The sequence below is a fragment of the Mesorhizobium sp. M0030 genome, assembly GCF_040323695.1.
Classification (GTDB): domain Bacteria; phylum Pseudomonadota; class Alphaproteobacteria; order Rhizobiales; family Rhizobiaceae; genus Mesorhizobium.
Window position 1 is genome coordinate 60,382 of sequence record NZ_JAMYVE010000002.1, and the last position, 16,180, is coordinate 76,561.

16 protein-coding genes are annotated in these 16,180 nt (G+C 64.2%); 13 read left to right on the plus strand and 3 right to left on the minus strand.

What is annotated here, in order from left to right; genetic code table 11:
* Nucleotides 1-3: 3 nt before the first annotated feature.
* Nucleotides 4-390 (minus strand): ester cyclase, encoded by a 387-nt coding sequence (locus NKJ80_RS04105; protein WP_023684533.1) that lies wholly within the window; start codon nucleotides 388-390, stop codon nucleotides 4-6.
* A gap of 280 nt (nucleotides 391-670) precedes the next feature.
* Here NKJ80_RS04105 and NKJ80_RS04110 point away from each other — a divergent pair, with 280 nt between their 5' ends.
* The 8 genes from NKJ80_RS04110 to NKJ80_RS04145 all read left to right on the plus strand — a co-directional run bounded on the left by NKJ80_RS04110 (nucleotide 671) and on the right by NKJ80_RS04145 (nucleotide 7,821).
* Complete coding sequence (locus tag NKJ80_RS04110) at nucleotides 671-931, plus strand: hypothetical protein (RefSeq protein ID WP_023670174.1); 261 nt, start codon at nucleotides 671-673, stop codon at nucleotides 929-931.
* Between the two features lie 82 nt (nucleotides 932-1,013).
* The gene (locus NKJ80_RS04115) at nucleotides 1,014-1,679 is read left to right on the plus strand and encodes a response regulator transcription factor (RefSeq protein ID WP_023670175.1); all 666 of its coding nucleotides are present in this window, start codon (nucleotides 1,014-1,016) and stop codon (nucleotides 1,677-1,679) included.
* Nucleotides 1,663-3,081 carry an ATP-binding protein gene (locus tag NKJ80_RS04120; RefSeq protein ID WP_352497123.1) on the plus strand — a complete coding sequence of 473 codons (1,419 nt, stop codon included), beginning with the start codon at nucleotides 1,663-1,665 and terminating at the stop codon, nucleotides 3,079-3,081. The genes NKJ80_RS04115 and NKJ80_RS04120 overlap by 17 nt, the downstream gene beginning before the upstream one ends.
* Nucleotides 3,082-3,253: 172 nt before the next feature.
* On the plus strand, nucleotides 3,254-3,697 hold the full coding sequence (locus tag NKJ80_RS04125) for an RT0821/Lpp0805 family surface protein (protein WP_023670177.1): 444 nt from the start codon (nucleotides 3,254-3,256) through the stop codon (nucleotides 3,695-3,697).
* Nucleotides 3,698-3,782: 85 nt separating this feature from the next.
* The gene (gene ccmI / locus NKJ80_RS04130; RefSeq protein WP_352497124.1) at nucleotides 3,783-4,922 is read left to right on the plus strand and encodes a c-type cytochrome biogenesis protein CcmI; all 1,140 of its coding nucleotides are present in this window, start codon (nucleotides 3,783-3,785) and stop codon (nucleotides 4,920-4,922) included.
* A 3-nt stretch (nucleotides 4,923-4,925) separates the two neighbouring features.
* Nucleotides 4,926-5,369 (plus strand): cytochrome c maturation protein CcmE, encoded by a 444-nt coding sequence (ccmE, locus tag NKJ80_RS04135; RefSeq protein ID WP_023670179.1) that lies wholly within the window; start codon nucleotides 4,926-4,928, stop codon nucleotides 5,367-5,369.
* Nucleotides 5,369-7,360 (plus strand): heme lyase CcmF/NrfE family subunit, encoded by a 1,992-nt coding sequence (locus tag NKJ80_RS04140; RefSeq protein WP_023684529.1) that lies wholly within the window; start codon nucleotides 5,369-5,371, stop codon nucleotides 7,358-7,360. Before ccmE ends, NKJ80_RS04140 begins: the two co-directional genes overlap by 1 nt.
* Nucleotides 7,357-7,821, plus strand: a complete 465-nt coding sequence (locus NKJ80_RS04145) for a cytochrome c-type biogenesis protein (protein ID WP_023670181.1) — start codon at nucleotides 7,357-7,359, stop codon at nucleotides 7,819-7,821. Before NKJ80_RS04140 ends, NKJ80_RS04145 begins: the two co-directional genes overlap by 4 nt.
* Here NKJ80_RS04145 and NKJ80_RS04150 read toward each other — a convergent pair.
* Both NKJ80_RS04150 and NKJ80_RS04155 read right to left on the minus strand, forming a co-directional pair.
* Nucleotides 7,818-8,126: a type II toxin-antitoxin system RelE/ParE family toxin gene (locus tag NKJ80_RS04150; protein ID WP_023670182.1), complete on the minus strand. Its 309-nt coding sequence runs from the start codon at nucleotides 8,124-8,126 to the stop codon at nucleotides 7,818-7,820. The genes NKJ80_RS04145 and NKJ80_RS04150 overlap by 4 nt on opposite strands.
* Entirely contained in the window at nucleotides 8,123-8,392 is a 270-nt protein-coding gene (locus NKJ80_RS04155) for a CopG family ribbon-helix-helix protein (RefSeq protein ID WP_023684527.1), read from the minus strand. Before NKJ80_RS04155 ends, NKJ80_RS04150 begins: the two co-directional genes overlap by 4 nt.
* A gap of 191 nt (nucleotides 8,393-8,583) precedes the next feature.
* Here NKJ80_RS04155 and NKJ80_RS04160 point away from each other — a divergent pair, with 191 nt between their 5' ends.
* From NKJ80_RS04160 to NKJ80_RS04180, 5 genes are all read left to right on the plus strand, one after another.
* Nucleotides 8,584-10,137, plus strand: coding sequence for a Do family serine endopeptidase (locus NKJ80_RS04160; RefSeq protein ID WP_023702184.1), 1,554 nt, complete (start codon nucleotides 8,584-8,586; stop codon nucleotides 10,135-10,137).
* Between the two features lie 254 nt (nucleotides 10,138-10,391).
* Nucleotides 10,392-11,066: a response regulator transcription factor gene (locus NKJ80_RS04165; protein ID WP_023670185.1), complete on the plus strand. Its 675-nt coding sequence runs from the start codon at nucleotides 10,392-10,394 to the stop codon at nucleotides 11,064-11,066.
* A gap of 107 nt (nucleotides 11,067-11,173) precedes the next feature.
* The gene (locus tag NKJ80_RS04170) at nucleotides 11,174-12,649 is read left to right on the plus strand and encodes a sensor histidine kinase (RefSeq protein WP_352497125.1); all 1,476 of its coding nucleotides are present in this window, start codon (nucleotides 11,174-11,176) and stop codon (nucleotides 12,647-12,649) included.
* 11 nt (nucleotides 12,650-12,660) lie between these two features.
* Nucleotides 12,661-15,615 carry a bifunctional [glutamine synthetase] adenylyltransferase/[glutamine synthetase]-adenylyl-L-tyrosine phosphorylase gene (locus NKJ80_RS04175; RefSeq protein WP_502902180.1) on the plus strand — a complete coding sequence of 985 codons (2,955 nt, stop codon included), beginning with the start codon at nucleotides 12,661-12,663 and terminating at the stop codon, nucleotides 15,613-15,615.
* Nucleotides 15,616-15,780: 165 nt separating this feature from the next.
* Nucleotides 15,781-16,146, plus strand: a complete 366-nt coding sequence (locus NKJ80_RS04180) for an EF-hand domain-containing protein (RefSeq protein WP_352497127.1) — start codon at nucleotides 15,781-15,783, stop codon at nucleotides 16,144-16,146.
* The last annotated feature ends 34 nt before the right edge of the window (nucleotides 16,147-16,180 follow it).

Below are 16,180 nucleotides of genomic sequence, written 5' to 3' on the forward strand. Positions count from 1 at the left end.
AACCTAGATTTGCGCCTGGATCTCGGCCTTGTCGATGACTGACCACACCTCGCGGATGCGACCCTCTCCGAATTCGTAGAAAACATTCTCAGCGAACGACACGCGCTTGCCGTTCACCGGCAGGCCGAACAGCACGCCCTTGGGATGACAGTCGAAATGCAGGCGCGCGGCCACGCGCGGCGGCTGGCAGACCAGCAGTTCGATGTTGAAGCGGAGGTCGGGAATCGCCTCGAAATCGCCTTCGAGCATACGGCGATAACCCGACAGGCCGAGCATTTCGCCATTGTGCTGCACCTCGTCGCCGACAAAGTCTCCAAGTTTCGCCCAGTCCTGGGCATTCAGGCAAGCGATATAGCCCCGGTAAAGGTCGGCAAGGTCTTTATCCGTCATGGCGCCCTCCGATGATTTGGCGTTTCCCGCGCTATTTAGGGCGGCCCTTCAGAATGGTCTCGCCTTGACCTGTTCCCAATCTGGCTGCGAATTGAGAACCTGCGCGCAAAAACCATAGCCGCGCAGCCGGTTTTCCGGTTATGAATCCATTGCCCGGTCTGAGGGACTGGGCGGTAGGATCGCATTCATTCGTTGCGCGCGCAGGGGGTATTGCGGGGATGGATTTTCACCCGTTCACCGTTCATTTCACGTTCAGCACAGTTGCGTTACAACGCCGACCATGAAAACGCTTCGCTCTCATGTCAGAACCGCGATACTGGCGCTCACAGCGGCCGGCCTGTTGGCGTCGCAAGCGACGCCGGCAGCCGCGGCGGATTGCTACGCGATCGGCCAGCAGGTTGCCGAGCAGAATGGCGGCACGCTGGCCAAGGCTTCGCAGACGACGCGTGGCGGCCAGGAGGTCTGCGTCATCGTCGTGCTTGTGCCGGGCAAGGACGGCCAGCGTCCGCGCCGTTCCGAGATCGTCGTCCCGGCGAACTGATCCAATCTTCCCTCTTGCAGGGCTCGTTTCCCAGACCACCGGAATCGGCCTATATCTGACCCATCAACAGGCCTGACCGATCATGCGCGTACTCGTCGTAGAAGATGACAAGGATCTCAACCGGCAGCTGGCCGACGCGCTGGTCGATGCCGGCTATGTCGTCGACCGCTCCTATGACGGCGAGGAGGGGCATTTCCTCGGCGACACCGAGCCCTACGATGCCGTCGTGCTCGACATCGGCCTGCCGCAGATGGACGGCATCAGCGTCGTCGAGCGCTGGCGCCGCAACGGCCGCAAGATGCCGGTGCTGATCCTGACAGCGCGCGACCGCTGGAGCGACAAGGTGTCGGGCATCGATGCCGGCGCCGACGACTATGTCACCAAGCCGTTCCACATCGAGGAGGTGCTGGCCAGGGTGAGGGCGCTGATCCGCCGCGCCGCCGGCCATGCCTCGTCCGAGCTCACTTGCGGGCCGCTGCGCCTCGACACCAAGGCCTCCAAGGCCGATGTCAACGGCGTGCCGCTGAAGCTGACCTCGCATGAGTTCCGCCTGCTGGCCTATCTGATGCACCATATGGGCGAGGTGGTGTCGCGCACCGAGCTGGTCGAGCATCTTTACGACCAGGATTTCGACCGCGATTCCAACACGATCGAGGTCTTTGTCGGCCGGCTGCGCAAGAAGATGGGCATCGACATGATCGAAACCGTGCGCGGCATGGGCTATCGCATGCGTGAGCCGGAGGCGTAAGGCGGAACCGCTCCCCATACCAGCAAGGAAGCCTTTTTCGGCGCGGCTCTGGCCGCGCTCGCTGGCCTTCCGCGTCATCGGCTTTTCCACGATCTGGGCGATCCTCACCCTGATCGTCATCTTCACTCTGATCACCACGCTCTACCGCCAGGCCAGCGAGCGCGGCTTCGACAGCCTGCTGTCGGCGCATCTGTTCAATCTGATCGGCTCGGTCGGCGTTTCCGAATCCGGCCAGCTCACCGGTGCTCCCGACCTTGGCGACCTGCGCTTCTCGGAGCCGAATTCGGGCTGGTACTGGTCGGTGGAGCCGGCTTCCGAAGGTGTGCACGGCAACCTTCATTCGTCCTCGATGACCACGACGATCCCGTCGCCGACCGTCGCCGAGGTGCCGTTCAATTCGAGCTTCCAGCGCAGCTACTCCACCGACGGTATCGGCGACGAGCAGCTCGAAGTGTTCGAGAGCGAATTCGTGCTCGACGCCAAGAACCGCGCCGCGCGCTTCCGCGTGATGGGCAACAAGACCGAGCTCGAACAGGAGATCGCCACCTTCCAGGGCCGATTGCTGACCTATCTCAGCCTGTTCGGCGTCGGCATGATCGCCATCAATGCGATTGCTATCCTGCTCGGCCTCCAGCCCTTGCGCCGGGTTCGCAACGCGCTTGCCCAGGTGCGCGAAGGCACGGCGCAACGGCTCGATGGCCGGTTTCCCGCCGAGATCGAGCCGCTCGCCAACGAGACCAATGCGCTGATCGAAAACAACAAGCGCATCGTCGAGCGCTCGCGTACGCAGGTCGGCAACCTTGCCCATTCGCTGAAGACGCCGCTCGCCGTGCTGATCAATGAGGGCCGGGCTCTCGGCGGCGCCAAGGGCCAGCTCATCGCCGACCAGGCGGCGTCGATGCAGAAACAGGTCGACCACTACCTGCAGCGGGCACGGGTCGCGGCGCAGCGCGACAGCGTCGTCTACCGCACGCCGGTGACGCCGCTGGTGCAGCGCATGGTGCGCGTGCTGCAAAAACTCAAGCCTGATGTCAGCCTGTCGCTTGTGTTGCCGGCGGCCGACATCGTCTTCGCCGGCGAGCGCGAGGATCTGGAGGAACTGCTCGGCAACCTTCTCGACAATGCGATGAAATGGGCGAAGAGCACTGTTGCCGTATCCGTCACGCCGGCCGCAGCCGGCCTGTTCGAGCTATCGATCGAGGATGACGGTCCCGGCATCCCCGAGGACAAGGCCCGCGATGTCTTGAAACGCGGCCGGCGCCTCGACGAGACAAAGCCGGGAACCGGGCTCGGACTTGCCATCGTTGCCGACCTCGTCAATGAGTATGGCGGTGCGCTGGCGCTGGACCGCTCCGCCATGGGTGGACTGAAGGCGGTGGTGCGCTTGCGGAGCCTCCAATGATGTTTGATGACCAATCGACATGGTTGGGGGCCTGTGTTATGGCGGCCTGTCGATTGTTCCCTGGGCGGTCGGCAAACGGCCAAATTTCCGACAAATATCAATACTATGGCCAGCAGACATCCCCGATGACGCGGCACCCAGCGCATCCCGTTCAAGAAAACCGGTTGTTGGCATGAAGATTCGCGTTGCGCTCGTTTCCGCACTGCTCGCTCTTTCCGGCTGCGGAACGTTGGGCAAGGGCAGTGGCCCGGATATTTCCATCACCAATCCGCCCGCGTCACCTCCCTCGGGTGCCAAGGTCGCGACGACGATCATCTCGGCCATGGCTGGCGGGCTCGTCGGCGGGTCGATCGGCAGCGGCCTGACCAGCACCGAGAAGCGCAAGGCGCTCGAGGCGGAGTACAAGGCGCTCGAATATACCGCGAGCGGCCAGAAGGTGACCTGGAAGGGCGACAGTTCGGCCCATTCCGGCGAAGTCGTCGCGGCCCAGCCCTACCGCGTCGGCTCGCAGGATTGCCGCCAGTACACCCATACAGTGTTTACCGGCACGGGCGGCCAGACCGCGCGGGGCACCGCATGCCGCAACGCCGACGGCAGCTGGACGCCGCTGACCTGAACATTGGGCCGGGGTCGGAATCCCGTCAAAGCGTCGCAGCGACCTCATGTTGTGAGAGCAGGGCTCTCGCTCTATTGGAAGAACCATGCTGTTCTGGGTCATAGCCGCACTCCTCACGCTGGGCGCAAGCCTGGCGGTGCTGCTGCCGCTGACCGGCGGCGGCACGGACGCTCCGACCAGCAGCGACCATGACCTCGAAGTCTATCGCGATCAATTGGCCGAGCTCGAGCGTGACGCCGCGCGCGGCCTGATCCAGCCGGCGGAAGCCGAGGAGGCGCGCGCCGAAATCGCCCGCCGCATCCTTCGGCTGGGAAATGCCGGCCAGGCCGATGCCGCGACGCTTCAGCAGCCGTCAAAGGCGGCCAGGCTGGTGGCGACATCAGCGGTGCTGATGGTCCCGCTGCTCAGCTGGGGCCTGTACAGCCAGCTCGGCTCGCCGGATCTGCCGTCGCAGCCGCTTGCCGAACGGCTGGCCAAGAATCCGGCCGATAGTTCGGTCGACGAGTTGGTGGCGCGCGCCGAGGCCCATCTTGCCGCCAACCCTGGCGATGGACGCGGCTGGGACGTGCTCGCCCCGATCTATCTGCGCCTGCAGCGCTTTCCCGATGCCGTGACCGCCTATCGCAATGCCATCCGCCTCGATGGCGACACGGCTGCCCGCGAGGCCGGTCTCGGCGAAGCGATTGCCAATGCGGCCGGCGGCATCGTTTCGGCCGATGCGCAATCCGCTTTCGAACAGGCGCTAAAACTCGACCCGGCAAACGCGAAAGCCTCGTTCTATTTGGCGATGGCGCTGGCCCAGGAAAGCCGCATACCCGAGGCAACCACGGCTTGGCAGAAAATGCTCGATTCCCTGCCGCAGGATTCGCCATGGCGCGGAGCTGTCCAACAGGCACTGGCCGAGGCCGCCAACCGCAGCGTCGCGTCAGGAGAGCCCGCCAAAGGCCCCGACGCCGCAGCCGTCGATGCCGCCTCGTCGATGGCGCCGCGGGACAGGCAGGCCATGATCGAAACCATGGTCGCCGGCCTCGACGAAAAATTGCGGCAAAATCCGCGCGACACGGAAGGATGGATGCGGCTCATTCGTTCCTATGTTGTGCTGGGCAAGGCCGACCAGGCGCGGGACGCGCTGCATCGCGGTATTGCCGTGTTTGGCGCCGACAGTGAGGAAGCGAAGAAATTCACCGCCTTTGCCGCCTCGCTCGGCCTGACGGCGACGGAGTAGGACATGACGCGCAAGCAGAAGCGATTGTCGGTGATTGTCGGAGGTCTTGCCTTCCTCGGCGCCGCCACCGGGCTGACCTTCTATGCGTTGGGCCAGAAGGCCTCCTATTTCTATATGCCCGCCGATCTGACCACCGCCAGCTTGCAGCCGGGACAGCGCATCAGGCTCGGCGGCCTCGTCGAAAAGGGCACGGTCGTGCGCGGGCAGGGCGCGACGGTTGCGTTCTCGGTCACCGACACGCACAAATCGGTCAAGGTCAGCTATACCGGCATCCTGCCCGATCTGTTCCGCGAGGAGCAGGGCGTCATCACCGAAGGCAGCTTTGGCGCCGACGGCGTTTTCGTCGCCGACAGCGTGCTGGCCAAGCATGACGAGCGCTACATGCCCAAGGAAGTCGCTGACGGGCTGAAGGCCAAGGGCGTGTGGCAAGAGAGCAAGAGCCAGTAATGGTTGAGACCGGACACTTCGCGCTCGTCCTCGCCTTTGTGCTGTCGCTGGTGCAGACGCTGGTGCCGCTGATCGGCGCCCGTACCGGCAACCAGAGGCTGATGGCTGTCGGCGGTCCCGTCACGGTCACAGGCTTCGCGCTCACGGCGCTATCGTTCGCAGCACTCGCCGGCGCCTATGCAAGTTCCGATTTCTCGGTGGCGAGCGTGTGGGAAAACTCGCATTCGCTGCAGCCGCTGATCTACAAGATCACCGGAACCTGGGGCAATCACGAAGGCTCGATGCTGCTCTGGGTGCTGATCCTGACCTTCTTCGGTGCGCTGGTCGCTGTCTTCGGCTCCAACCTTCCGGCGACGCTGCGCGCCAATGTGCTGGCCGTGCAGGGGGCGATCGGCGCCACCTTCTTCCTGTTCATCCTGGCGACATCCAATCCGTTCACCCGGCTCAATCCGGCGCCGATCGAGGGCCGCGATCTCAACCCGGTCCTGCAGGATCTTGGCCTCGCCATCCATCCGCCGCTGCTCTATCTCGGCTATGTCGGGTTCTCTATCTGCTTTTCCTTCTCGGTCGCCGCCCTCATCGAAGGCCGCATCGATGCCTCCTGGGCGCGCTGGGTGCGGCCGTGGACGCTGGTCGCCTGGATGTTCCTCACCGGCGGCATCGCGATGGGCTCCTACTGGGCCTACTACGAGCTCGGCTGGGGCGGCTTCTGGTTCTGGGATCCGGTCGAAAACGCCTCCTTTATGCCGTGGCTGGCCGGCACGGCTCTTCTGCATTCGGCGATCGTCATGGAGAAGCGTTCGGCGCTCAAGATCTGGACGCTGCTGCTTGCCATCCTCACCTTCTCGCTGTCGCTGCTCGGCACCTTCCTGGTGCGCTCCGGCGTGCTGACCTCGGTGCATGCTTTCGCCACCGATCCGACCCGCGGCATCTTCATCCTGTGCATTTTGACGCTGTTCATCGGCGGCTCGCTGGCCCTGTTTGCGCTGCGCGCCTCGCGGCTGACGGCCGGCGGCCTGTTCCACCCGATCTCGCGCGAAGGCGCACTCGTCCTCAACAATCTGTTCCTGACCACGGCCACGGCCACCGTGCTGGTCGGCACGCTCTATCCGCTGGCGGTCGAAGCGCTTTCGGCCGGCAAGATCTCAGTCGGCGCCCCCTTCTTCAACCTGACATTCGGCCCGCTGATGGTGCCGCTGCTGGTCGTGGTTCCTTTCGGACCATTGCTCGCCTGGAAGCGCGGTGACCTCTATGCCGTCGCCCAGCGCTTGATGGCGGCTTTCGGCGCCGCTCTCCTGGCGATGCTGGTCACCGGGCTGTTCATCGACGGCGCGTCGGTGTTCGCCGCCCTTGGTGTCGGCCTCGCCTGCTGGCTGGTCTGCGGCGCGCTCACCGACCTCGCCGTCAAGTCCGGCTTTGGCAATGTGTCGCACGCCATCATGCTGCGCCGTTTCGCCGGCCTGCCGCGTTCGGTGTTCGGCACTGCACTTGCCCATCTCGGCCTCGGGCTGACGACGCTCGGCATTGTCGGCACGCTGTGCTTCGGCACCGAAAGGATACTGTCGATGCATGCCGGCGAGAGCGTCGAACTCTCCGGCCACACGCTGCGTTTCGACGGCCTCTTCCCGGCGCAGGGTCCGAACTACAGCGAGCAGCGCGGCCGCTTTTCCCTGATCGGCGCCGATGGCGGCGTTTCAGCCGAAATCACCTCGGCCAAGCGCTTCTTTCCGGTGCGGCAGACGACGACGACCGAATCCGGCATCGAGACGATCGGCTTCAACCAGCTCTATCTGTCGCTGGGCGATGAAGGCACCGATGGATCCGTCGTGGTGCGCCTGTGGTGGAAGCCGCTGGTGACGCTGATCTGGGGCGGAGCTCTGGTGATGATGGCGGGAGCCGCAATGTCGCTGCTCGACCGTCGCCTGCGGGTTGGCGCACCCTCGCGCCGCCGCAAGCAGGCAGCCTCCATGCCGTCGGCAGGCGCGCCGTGAGCACCAGGTTCTCGTTGGCCTCGCTCACCCTGCTTCTGGCGCTGCTGTTTGCCGGCGCCGCGCAAGCGGTGAAACCGGACGAGGTTCTCACCGATCCGGCGCTCGAGGCGAGGGCGCGGCTCCTGTCGGAAGGCCTGCGCTGCATGGTCTGCCAGAACCAGTCCATCGACGAATCCGATGCAGACCTCGCCCGCGACCTGCGCATCCTGGTGCGCCAGCGCCTGGTTGCCGGCGATACCGACCAGCAGGTGATGGACTATATCGTGTCGCGCTACGGCGAGTTCGTGCTGTTGAAGCCGCGCTTCAGCCCGCGCAACGCCTTGCTTTGGGGCACGCCGGTGCTTCTGCTTCTAGTCGGCGGCATTTTCATTGTGCTGACCACACGCTCCCGCCGCTCGTTGGCAACCAAGGCGCTGAGCGCCGAGGAACAGGCGGCGCTGGACAAGATGCTGAGCGACTAGCTCGGCCATTCCTCCAAAGGCCAGTCCCGCGACGTGTGGATGGCGCGCAGGATAACAATGCTCTGACGGCCGGCGATCAGGCGCAATTCATAGGCAATGATGTAGGGCAGGCGGCCGATGGGCTTCTCATAAGTGCCTGTTACCCGGCCAGGTCGGCCCGTCGCCATATCACCAAGGCCCCGGCCCATTTCACGGATACGGTCCGCGAGGCGTCGGGCGGCGGCAGGATTGTCCTGAGCGATAAAGGCAACTTGCTGCGTGAGATCGTCCAGCGCTTCTCGCGACCAGGTGACGAACCGCTTCACGCCTTGCCTGCGCGCCTGGCTTTCGCTGCTTCGATCACCGCGTCGAGCTCCGCCATGGCGTCGTCGTGGGGCACGACACGGCCAGCCTCTGCGTCGGCCATGCCACGTTTTATGCCTTCGATGATATCCAGCTCGCGATCGACATAGGCTGAGACCGCCTCGGCGGCGAGGAACGATTTACTACGCCTGGTATCGGTAGCGATCTGCTCCAGCTTCAGCTTGGTCTCGGACGAGACTCGAATGGTCATGGTGGTGCTTGCTGTCATTGTGAAAGCCTTGTGCTGAGTTGTGTACACCATAGGGCAGCAGGCGAGCGCAACCAAGCGATTTGTGCGACCGCCCAACATTACAAAACTTTCATGCACCGGAAATGGCGCCGTAATGTGCGCCTCTCTATTTCTCTTGTCCGAGGATGCTCTGCCTGAGCCGCATCCAGTGAAAAGAGGATACGAGACCCATGACTATCGCCCCCAACCCATATTCCCGCACCCGCAAACGCCTGTTGGCCGCCGCCGCTTCGCTGGCCATTGCCGGCGGCATCGGTTTCGGCGCCGTTGCCACTGGTACAGCTCCCGTTCTGGCCGACGCCGTGCGGGTCGAAGCGCCCCAGGTGCCGGGCTTTGCCGATGTCGTCGAGCGCGTTTCGCCGGCCGTGGTCAGCGTCAAGGTCAAGGCCAAGATCGAGCCTGCCGCCGATGACGGCTCCGACCAGTCCGACGATCCGGACGGCATGAACAACCTGCCCGACAATCCGCAGCTGCGCCAGTTCTTCAAGCAATTCCGCGGCTTTGGTGATCAGAACGGCCATGACGGCGGCAATCGTCGCTTCAGCCACCGCGACCATAACAACGACCAGCCGCGTCCGGTGGCGCAGGGTTCTGGCTTCTTCATCTCCGATGACGGCTATCTCGTCACCAACAACCATGTCGTCGAGGAAGGCTCCGCCTTCACAGTGGTGATGAATGACGGCAAGGAGCTTGACGCCAAGCTGATCGGCACCGATCCGCGCACCGATCTGGCGGTGCTCAAGGTCGATGGCGTCGGCAAGTTCACCTATGTCGATTTCGCCGACGATTCCAAGGTTCGCGTCGGCGACTGGGTGGTGGCCGTCGGCAATCCGTTCGGCCTCGGCGGCACCGTCACCGCCGGCATCGTCTCGGCCCGTGGCCGTGATATCGGCGCCGGTCCCTATGATGACTTCATCCAGATAGACGCTTCGGTCAACCGCGGCAATTCGGGCGGCCCGACCTTCAACCTTAACGGCCAGGTCGTCGGCATCAACACCGCGATCTTCTCGCCGTCGGGCGGAAGCGTCGGCATCGCCTTCGACATTCCGGCCTCGACCGCCAAGCAGGTGGTGCAGGATCTGATGAAGAGCGGCTCGGTGCAGCGTGGCTGGCTCGGCGTCGAAATCCAGCCGGTTACATCGGACATCGCCGAATCGCTGGGCCTGAAGTCGCAGAACGGGGCTCTGGTTTCGGGCGCCCAGGACGGTGGCCCCGGCAAGAAGGCCGGCATCACCGCCGGTGACGTGATCACCCAGGTCGAAGGCAAGGACGTCGCATCGCCGAAGGAACTGGCTCGTCTGATCGGCGCCTACCCACCCGGCAAGTCGGTCGACGTCACGGTGTGGCGCGACGGCAAGAGCCAGACCATCAAGGTCGATCTCGGCACGTTGCCATCCACTGACAAGCAGGCCTCGGCCGACCCGCAGCAGCCCGCGGCACCGGCAAAGCCCGCCGCGCTGGCCGATCTCGGCCTCACCGTCACCAAGTCGGAAAACGGCAAGGGCCTGGTGGTGACCGATGTCGATCCCGACAGCGATGCCGCCGACCGCGGCATCCAGCCCGGCGATGTCATCACCTCGGTCAACTCGACGGAGGTGAACGGCACCGACGACGTCGCCAAGGCGATGGCCGATGCGGTCAAGTCCGGCCGCAAGGCGGTGCTGATGCAGATCACCCGCGACGATTCAAACCGCTTCGTCGCGCTGCCAGTCGCCAAAGGCTGACATCACACAGTTTCCAGTGCGGCGGTTTCAACACCCCCGAGCCGCCGCACGGGAAGCAAGGGGCCGATCGCGTTAGTCAGTCATCGTGTTCTGCCCCCGGCGGCAGCGGGCCCCCATCGCCCGCTGCCGCTCTAACAGCGAAGCATGTCGCCCAAAAGTGCACTGCGGTTTTGGCAAAACGACATGCTTGAACGAAAGCTTTTGCGCTCATGGCGGCCCCTCAATCTTCCGGCGAAATCGCGTATAACGGCTCTATGAAGATTCTCGTCATAGAAGACGATCGCGAGGCGGCCGACTATATGCAGAAGGCCTTTGCCGAGGCTGGGCACACCGCCCATGTCGCCGGCGACGGCGAAACCGGCTTTGCGCTGGCCGATGCCGGCGACTATGACGTGATGGTCGTCGATCGCATGATGCCACGCCGCGACGGGCTCTCCGTCATTGCCGGCCTGCGCTCGCGCGGCAACACCACGCCGGTGCTGATCCTGTCGGCGCTGGGCGAAGTCGATGACCGCGTCACCGGTCTGCGCGCCGGCGGGGACGACTATCTGACCAAGCCCTATGCCTTTTCCGAATTGCTCGCCCGCGTCGAGGTGCTGAACCGCCGCGCCAGCGCCAGGGAGGCCGAAACCGTCTACCGGGTCGGCGATCTCGAGCTTGACCGGCTGTCCCATTCGGTCAAGCGCGCGGCGCGCGAGATCACGCTGCAGCCGCGCGAATTCCGCCTGCTCGAATATCTGATGCGCCATGCCGGCCAGGTGGTGACGCGCACCATGCTGCTCGAAAATGTCTGGGACTATCATTTCGATCCGCAGACCAACGTGATCGACGTTCACGTCTCGCGCCTGCGTGGCAAGATCGAGAAGGGTTTCGACAAGCCGATCCTGCATACGGTTCGCGGCGCCGGCTATATGCTGAAGAGCGGCTAGAGCATGATCCCAAAAAGTAGGTACCGGTTTTTGGAGAAGATCATGCTCCAACAAAGGGGTAGGTCATGATGAGATTTCAGCCAAATCTCATCATGAGCTAGAACTCGATGGCCCTTTCCCTGCCGGCCATCATGAGGACGACGGCGGCGCGGCTTTCAGCGCTTTATTTCCTGCTTTTCGCGCTATGTGCCGTGTTGCTGGTCTTCTACATGACGTCGTTGTCGGCCCGCATGCTGACCGGCCAGACCCAGCAGACCATCAATGACGAGGTGCTCGGCCTCGCCCGTGCCTATCAGAGCGGCGGCCTGCCGCGGCTGGTGCGCGTCGTCGAGCAGCGCTCGCGCCAGCCCGGCGCCAACCTCTATCTCATTGCCGACGTCAACGGCCAGATCCTCACCGGCAACGTGCAGAGCCTGGCGCCGGGGGTGCTCGAGACCGATGGCTGGACGACCGAACCCTTCTCCTATCGCCGTTTCGGCGAAGGTGAGCTCGAACGGCAGCGCAACCAGGCTTCTGACCCGAACGGCGCGCAGCCCGGCGAGACCGAAATTCAGTCCGAGGGCGAGAAGGGCCACAACGCCATCGCGCTGGTGCTGCGGCTGCCCAACCAGATGATCATGCTTGTCGGTCGCGATCTCGGCGAGCCCGAGCGCTTCCGCGCCGTCGTCCGCCGCGCCCTGATGCTGGCGCTGGGCATGATGGGCCTGGGCGGGCTGCTGATCTGGTTCCTTGTCGGCCGCGCCGCGCTGAAGCGCATCGACAGCGTCTCGGAGGCAAGCCGCCGCATTATGGGCGGCGATCTCACGGGACGGCTGCCGGTGACCGGCGCCGGCGATGAGTTCGACCGCCTGTCGGAAAACCTCAACACCATGCTGGCCAGGATCGCGACGCTGAACGAAGGGCTGAAGCAGGTCTCCGACAACATCGCCCATGATTTGAAGACGCCGCTGACCAGACTGCGCAACCGCGCCGAGGCCACACTTTCGGGCAAGCACAAGACCACCGACTACCGGCAGGCGCTGGAAGGCACCATCGCCGAATCCGACCAGCTGATAAAAACCTTCAACGCCATCCTGATGATCTCCAGGCTGGAGGCCGGCTATTCCTCGGAGAGCACCAGCAAGGTCGATCTCGCCGCCGCGGTGCATGACGTTGTCGAGCTTTATGAGCCGGTGGCGGAGGAGGCTAGCGTGGTGCTTGAAACTGCCGCGGACGGGAATTTTTCCGTCGATGGCAACCGCGAGCTGATCGGCCAGGCACTGTCGAACATCGTCGACAACGCCATCAAATACTCGACCGATGCGACGGAAAAGCCTGCCGTGCGCGTAGCCCTGCAGCGCGTCGGTCACGAAATCCGCCTTTCCGTTTCCGACAATGGCCATGGCATCCCCGACGATGCCGACCGCGCCAGGGCGACCGAGCGCTTCGTGCGGCTGGAAAAGAGCCGCTCGCAGCCGGGATCCGGTCTTGGCCTCAGCCTCGCCAAGGCGATCATGACTTTTCACAATGGCCGGCTTGAACTTCTGCCTGCCAATCCCGGATTGTCCGTTATCATGAGCTTCCCGGCGCGGGAGGACCATTGATGGCGGTGAGGATGGCTGCGAAACGGATCGAGACCGAATGGCGCCTGCAACTGGCGGCGCAGCTCGCGCCGCTGGATGAGGCCCGCGCCCGGCGTGAACTGTCGGAGATCGCTGGCGATGCCAAGGACGAGAACCTGCCGCGGCTGGCGAAATTCCTAGGGGGCAAGGGCGCCGCACAGGAGTTTCTCGCTGCCGTCTTCGACCTCTCGCCCTTCCTCCGCGATGTCGCGCGCCGCCGGCCGCAAATCCTCGACGCGCTGTTCGATGGCAGTGTCGAGGCTCGGCTGCTCGCCATCGCCGAAGCGATCGGCAAGGTCGCCTTTTCCGAGACCGTTTCCGAATCCAGCCTGATGATGGAACTCAGGCAGTGGAAGGGTGAAGCTCACTTCCTGATCGCACTTGCAGACCTCTCCGGCGAGGCCGATGCCGCGCTGACGGTAAGGCGCCTCAGCAATCTCGCCGATGCCTGCACCTGCGCGGCGGTCGACTTCCTGCTGCGCGAGGCGCACAGCCAAGGCAAGCTCAAATTACCCGATCCCGAAAATCCGTCACGGCAATCCGGCTGGATCGTGCTCGGCATGGGCAAGCTTGGCGCGCATGAACTGAATTTCTCCTCCGACATCGACCTCGTCGTCTTCTTCGATCCGGATGCGCCGGCAATCGTCGATCCGCTCGACGCCACAGAGCTGTTTGCGCGCCTGACCCGCAGGCTGGTCCGCATCCTGCAGGACCGCACCGGGCACGGCTATGTCTTCCGCACCGATTTGAGGCTTCGTCCCGATCCAGGCTCGACGCCGCTGGCGATCCCGGTCGAGGCAGCACTTCGCTACTATGAGGCGCGCGGCCAGAACTGGGAGCGCGCCGCCATGATCAAGGCGCGTCCCGTGGCCGGCGATCTCGATGCCGGGGATGCGTTCCTGCGGGAATTGCAGCCCTATGTCTGGCGCAAATACATGGACTATGCGGCGATCGCCGACGTTCATTCGATCAAGCGCCAGATCCATGCCCACAAGGGTCATGGCGAGATCGCGGTCAAAGGACACAACGTCAAGCTCGGCCGCGGCGGGATTCGCGAAATCGAATTCTTCGTCCAGACCCAGCAACTGATCGCCGGCGGCCGTTTTCCGGAGCTGCGCGGCCGCGAGACGGTGCCGATGCTGGGTGCGCTGGCGGCGCGCAACTGGATCACCGCCGATGCACGCGACGCGCTCACGCAGCAATATTGGTTTCTGCGCCGCGTCGAACACGCCATCCAGATGGTCGCCGACGAGCAGACGCATATTCTGCCCGACGATGATGAAGGGCTGGAACGCATCGCCCATATGCTGGGCTTTGCCGATGCCGCCAGATTTGCCGAAACCTTTCGCGCGGCTTTGCATGAGGTCGAGCGCCATTACGCCGCCCTGTTCGAGACCGCGCCTGAATTGTCGGCCGGCGTCGGCAATCTGGTCTTCACCGGCGATGTCGACGATCCCGACACGCTGCAGACCTTGCACGGCCTTGGCTTCCAGCGGCCAAGCGACATCTGCCGCGTGATTCGAGGCTGGCATTTCGGCCGCTACCGCGTCACCCAGTCTGCGGAAGCGCGCGAGCGGCTGACCGAACTGACGCCGGCGCTGCTCAAAGCCTTCGGCCAGACGCGCCGGGCCGACGAGGCGCTGGTTCGCTTCGACGAATTCCTCGCCGGCCTGCCCGCCGGCATCCAGCTGTTTTCGCTGCTGCAGTCGAATCCCGCCCTGCTGAAACTAATGGCGACGATCATGGGCGCCGCGCCTCGGCTGGCGGCAATCATCACAAGGCGCCCGCATGTCTTCGACGGTCTGCTCGACCCGGCGCTGCTCGCCGAACTGCCCAACCGAGCCTATCTCTCAGCGCGGTTGGCCGCTTTCATCGAAGGCGACCGGGCTTATGAGGACGTGCTCGACCGTTTGCGCATCTTTGCCTCCGAGCAGAAATTCCTGATCGGTGTCAGGCTGCTCGCCGGCTCGATCGACCCGGCGCGCGCCGGCCGCGCCTTTTCCGATCTCGCCGACCTCACCATCGACGCCGCATTGCAGGCGGTGACCACCGAATTCGCGCTGCGTCATGGCCGCATCGCCGGCGGCACCGTGTCGCTGCTCGGCATGGGCAAACTCGGCAGCCGCGAGCTCACCGCCGGCTCCGATGTCGACCTCATTCTGCTCTACGACCACGACGCGAATGCCGACGAGTCCGACGGCGACAAGCCGCTCGCACCATCGCACTACTATACCAGGATGACGCAGCGGCTGATCGCGGCTGTCTCGGCGCCGACCGCCGAAGGCGTTCTCTACGAGCTCGATTTGCGCTTGCGGCCATCCGGCAACAAGGGGCCGGTGGCCACCCACATCGATGCCTTCAAGAAATACCAGCGCCAGGAGGCCTGGACCTGGGAGCACATGGCGCTGGCCCGGGGGCGCGCCATCGGCGGCGACGCGGCCCTTTGCGCCGAGGTCGAGGCCGAGGTGGCGGCACTTCTGGCCTTGCCGCGCGACGCCGCCAAGGTGAGGGCGGAGGCATCCGAGATGCGCGCGCTGATCGAGAAGGAAAAATCGCCGCGCGATCTCTGGGACATCAAGCTCATCTCCGGCGGCCTCATCGACCTCGAATTCATCGCGCAGGTGGCGGTTATAACCGGGCAGGTCGAAGCCGGCCGCAGGGTGACCGCGACCGGCGAAATCCTGGCGCATCTGTCGCCGGATTTCGCCGAGGCCGACGTCAGGCAGCAGCTTTGCGGAGCCTACCAGCTCTATCTGGCGCTGACCCAGATGACGCGGCTTTGCCTCACCGGCGCATTCGAACGCGATGACGTTCCGCCGGGATTGTCGGATCTGCTTCTGGCGGTGACTGACCTGCCGGATTTCGGTGTGCTGGAAGCACATCTCAAGGAAACGTCGCAAAAGGTCAGAAAGGATTTCGACCTTTTGCTTCGTACGAAACGGTTGTGAGGGCGTGAAGCTCTGGCGGCTGTTTCGGATCGCATCGGGGGTGACGATGCAACAGGAGATACCCATGAGACCGGACTTGCCCTTGCCTTCGTCGCGCTTGCCGGCGCCGTCGGCACCACCGCCTATGCCGAGAACAATGCCAGCGCCAGAATGCGCGAGGGCACCATGATGCGCCTCGACAAGGCGATGAAGGATTCCAACGGCACCATCAGCTTCGACCAGTTTTCCGACGCCATGAACGCGCGGCTGAAGAAGCTGGTCGCCGATAATGGCGGCAAGCTGACAGTCGCCCAGCTCGCTGACGCGCTGGAGAAGGCGCGGTTCGAGGAAATGGCCAAGCGCATCGTTGCCCGCTACGACAGCAAGGGCGACGGCACGCTGACCACGGACGACATCACCGGGCGCGAGAAAAAGGTGTTCGCGATGCTCGACCGCAACAATGACGGCAAGATCGAGCGCAACGAACTACCAAAGAACGGCCGCATGGGCCACCACCGCCACTGGGACGGTGGTGACGACAGCATGGAGTGAGTGGTGATTGTGGCTCCGGCGGCGAAGCCGCCGG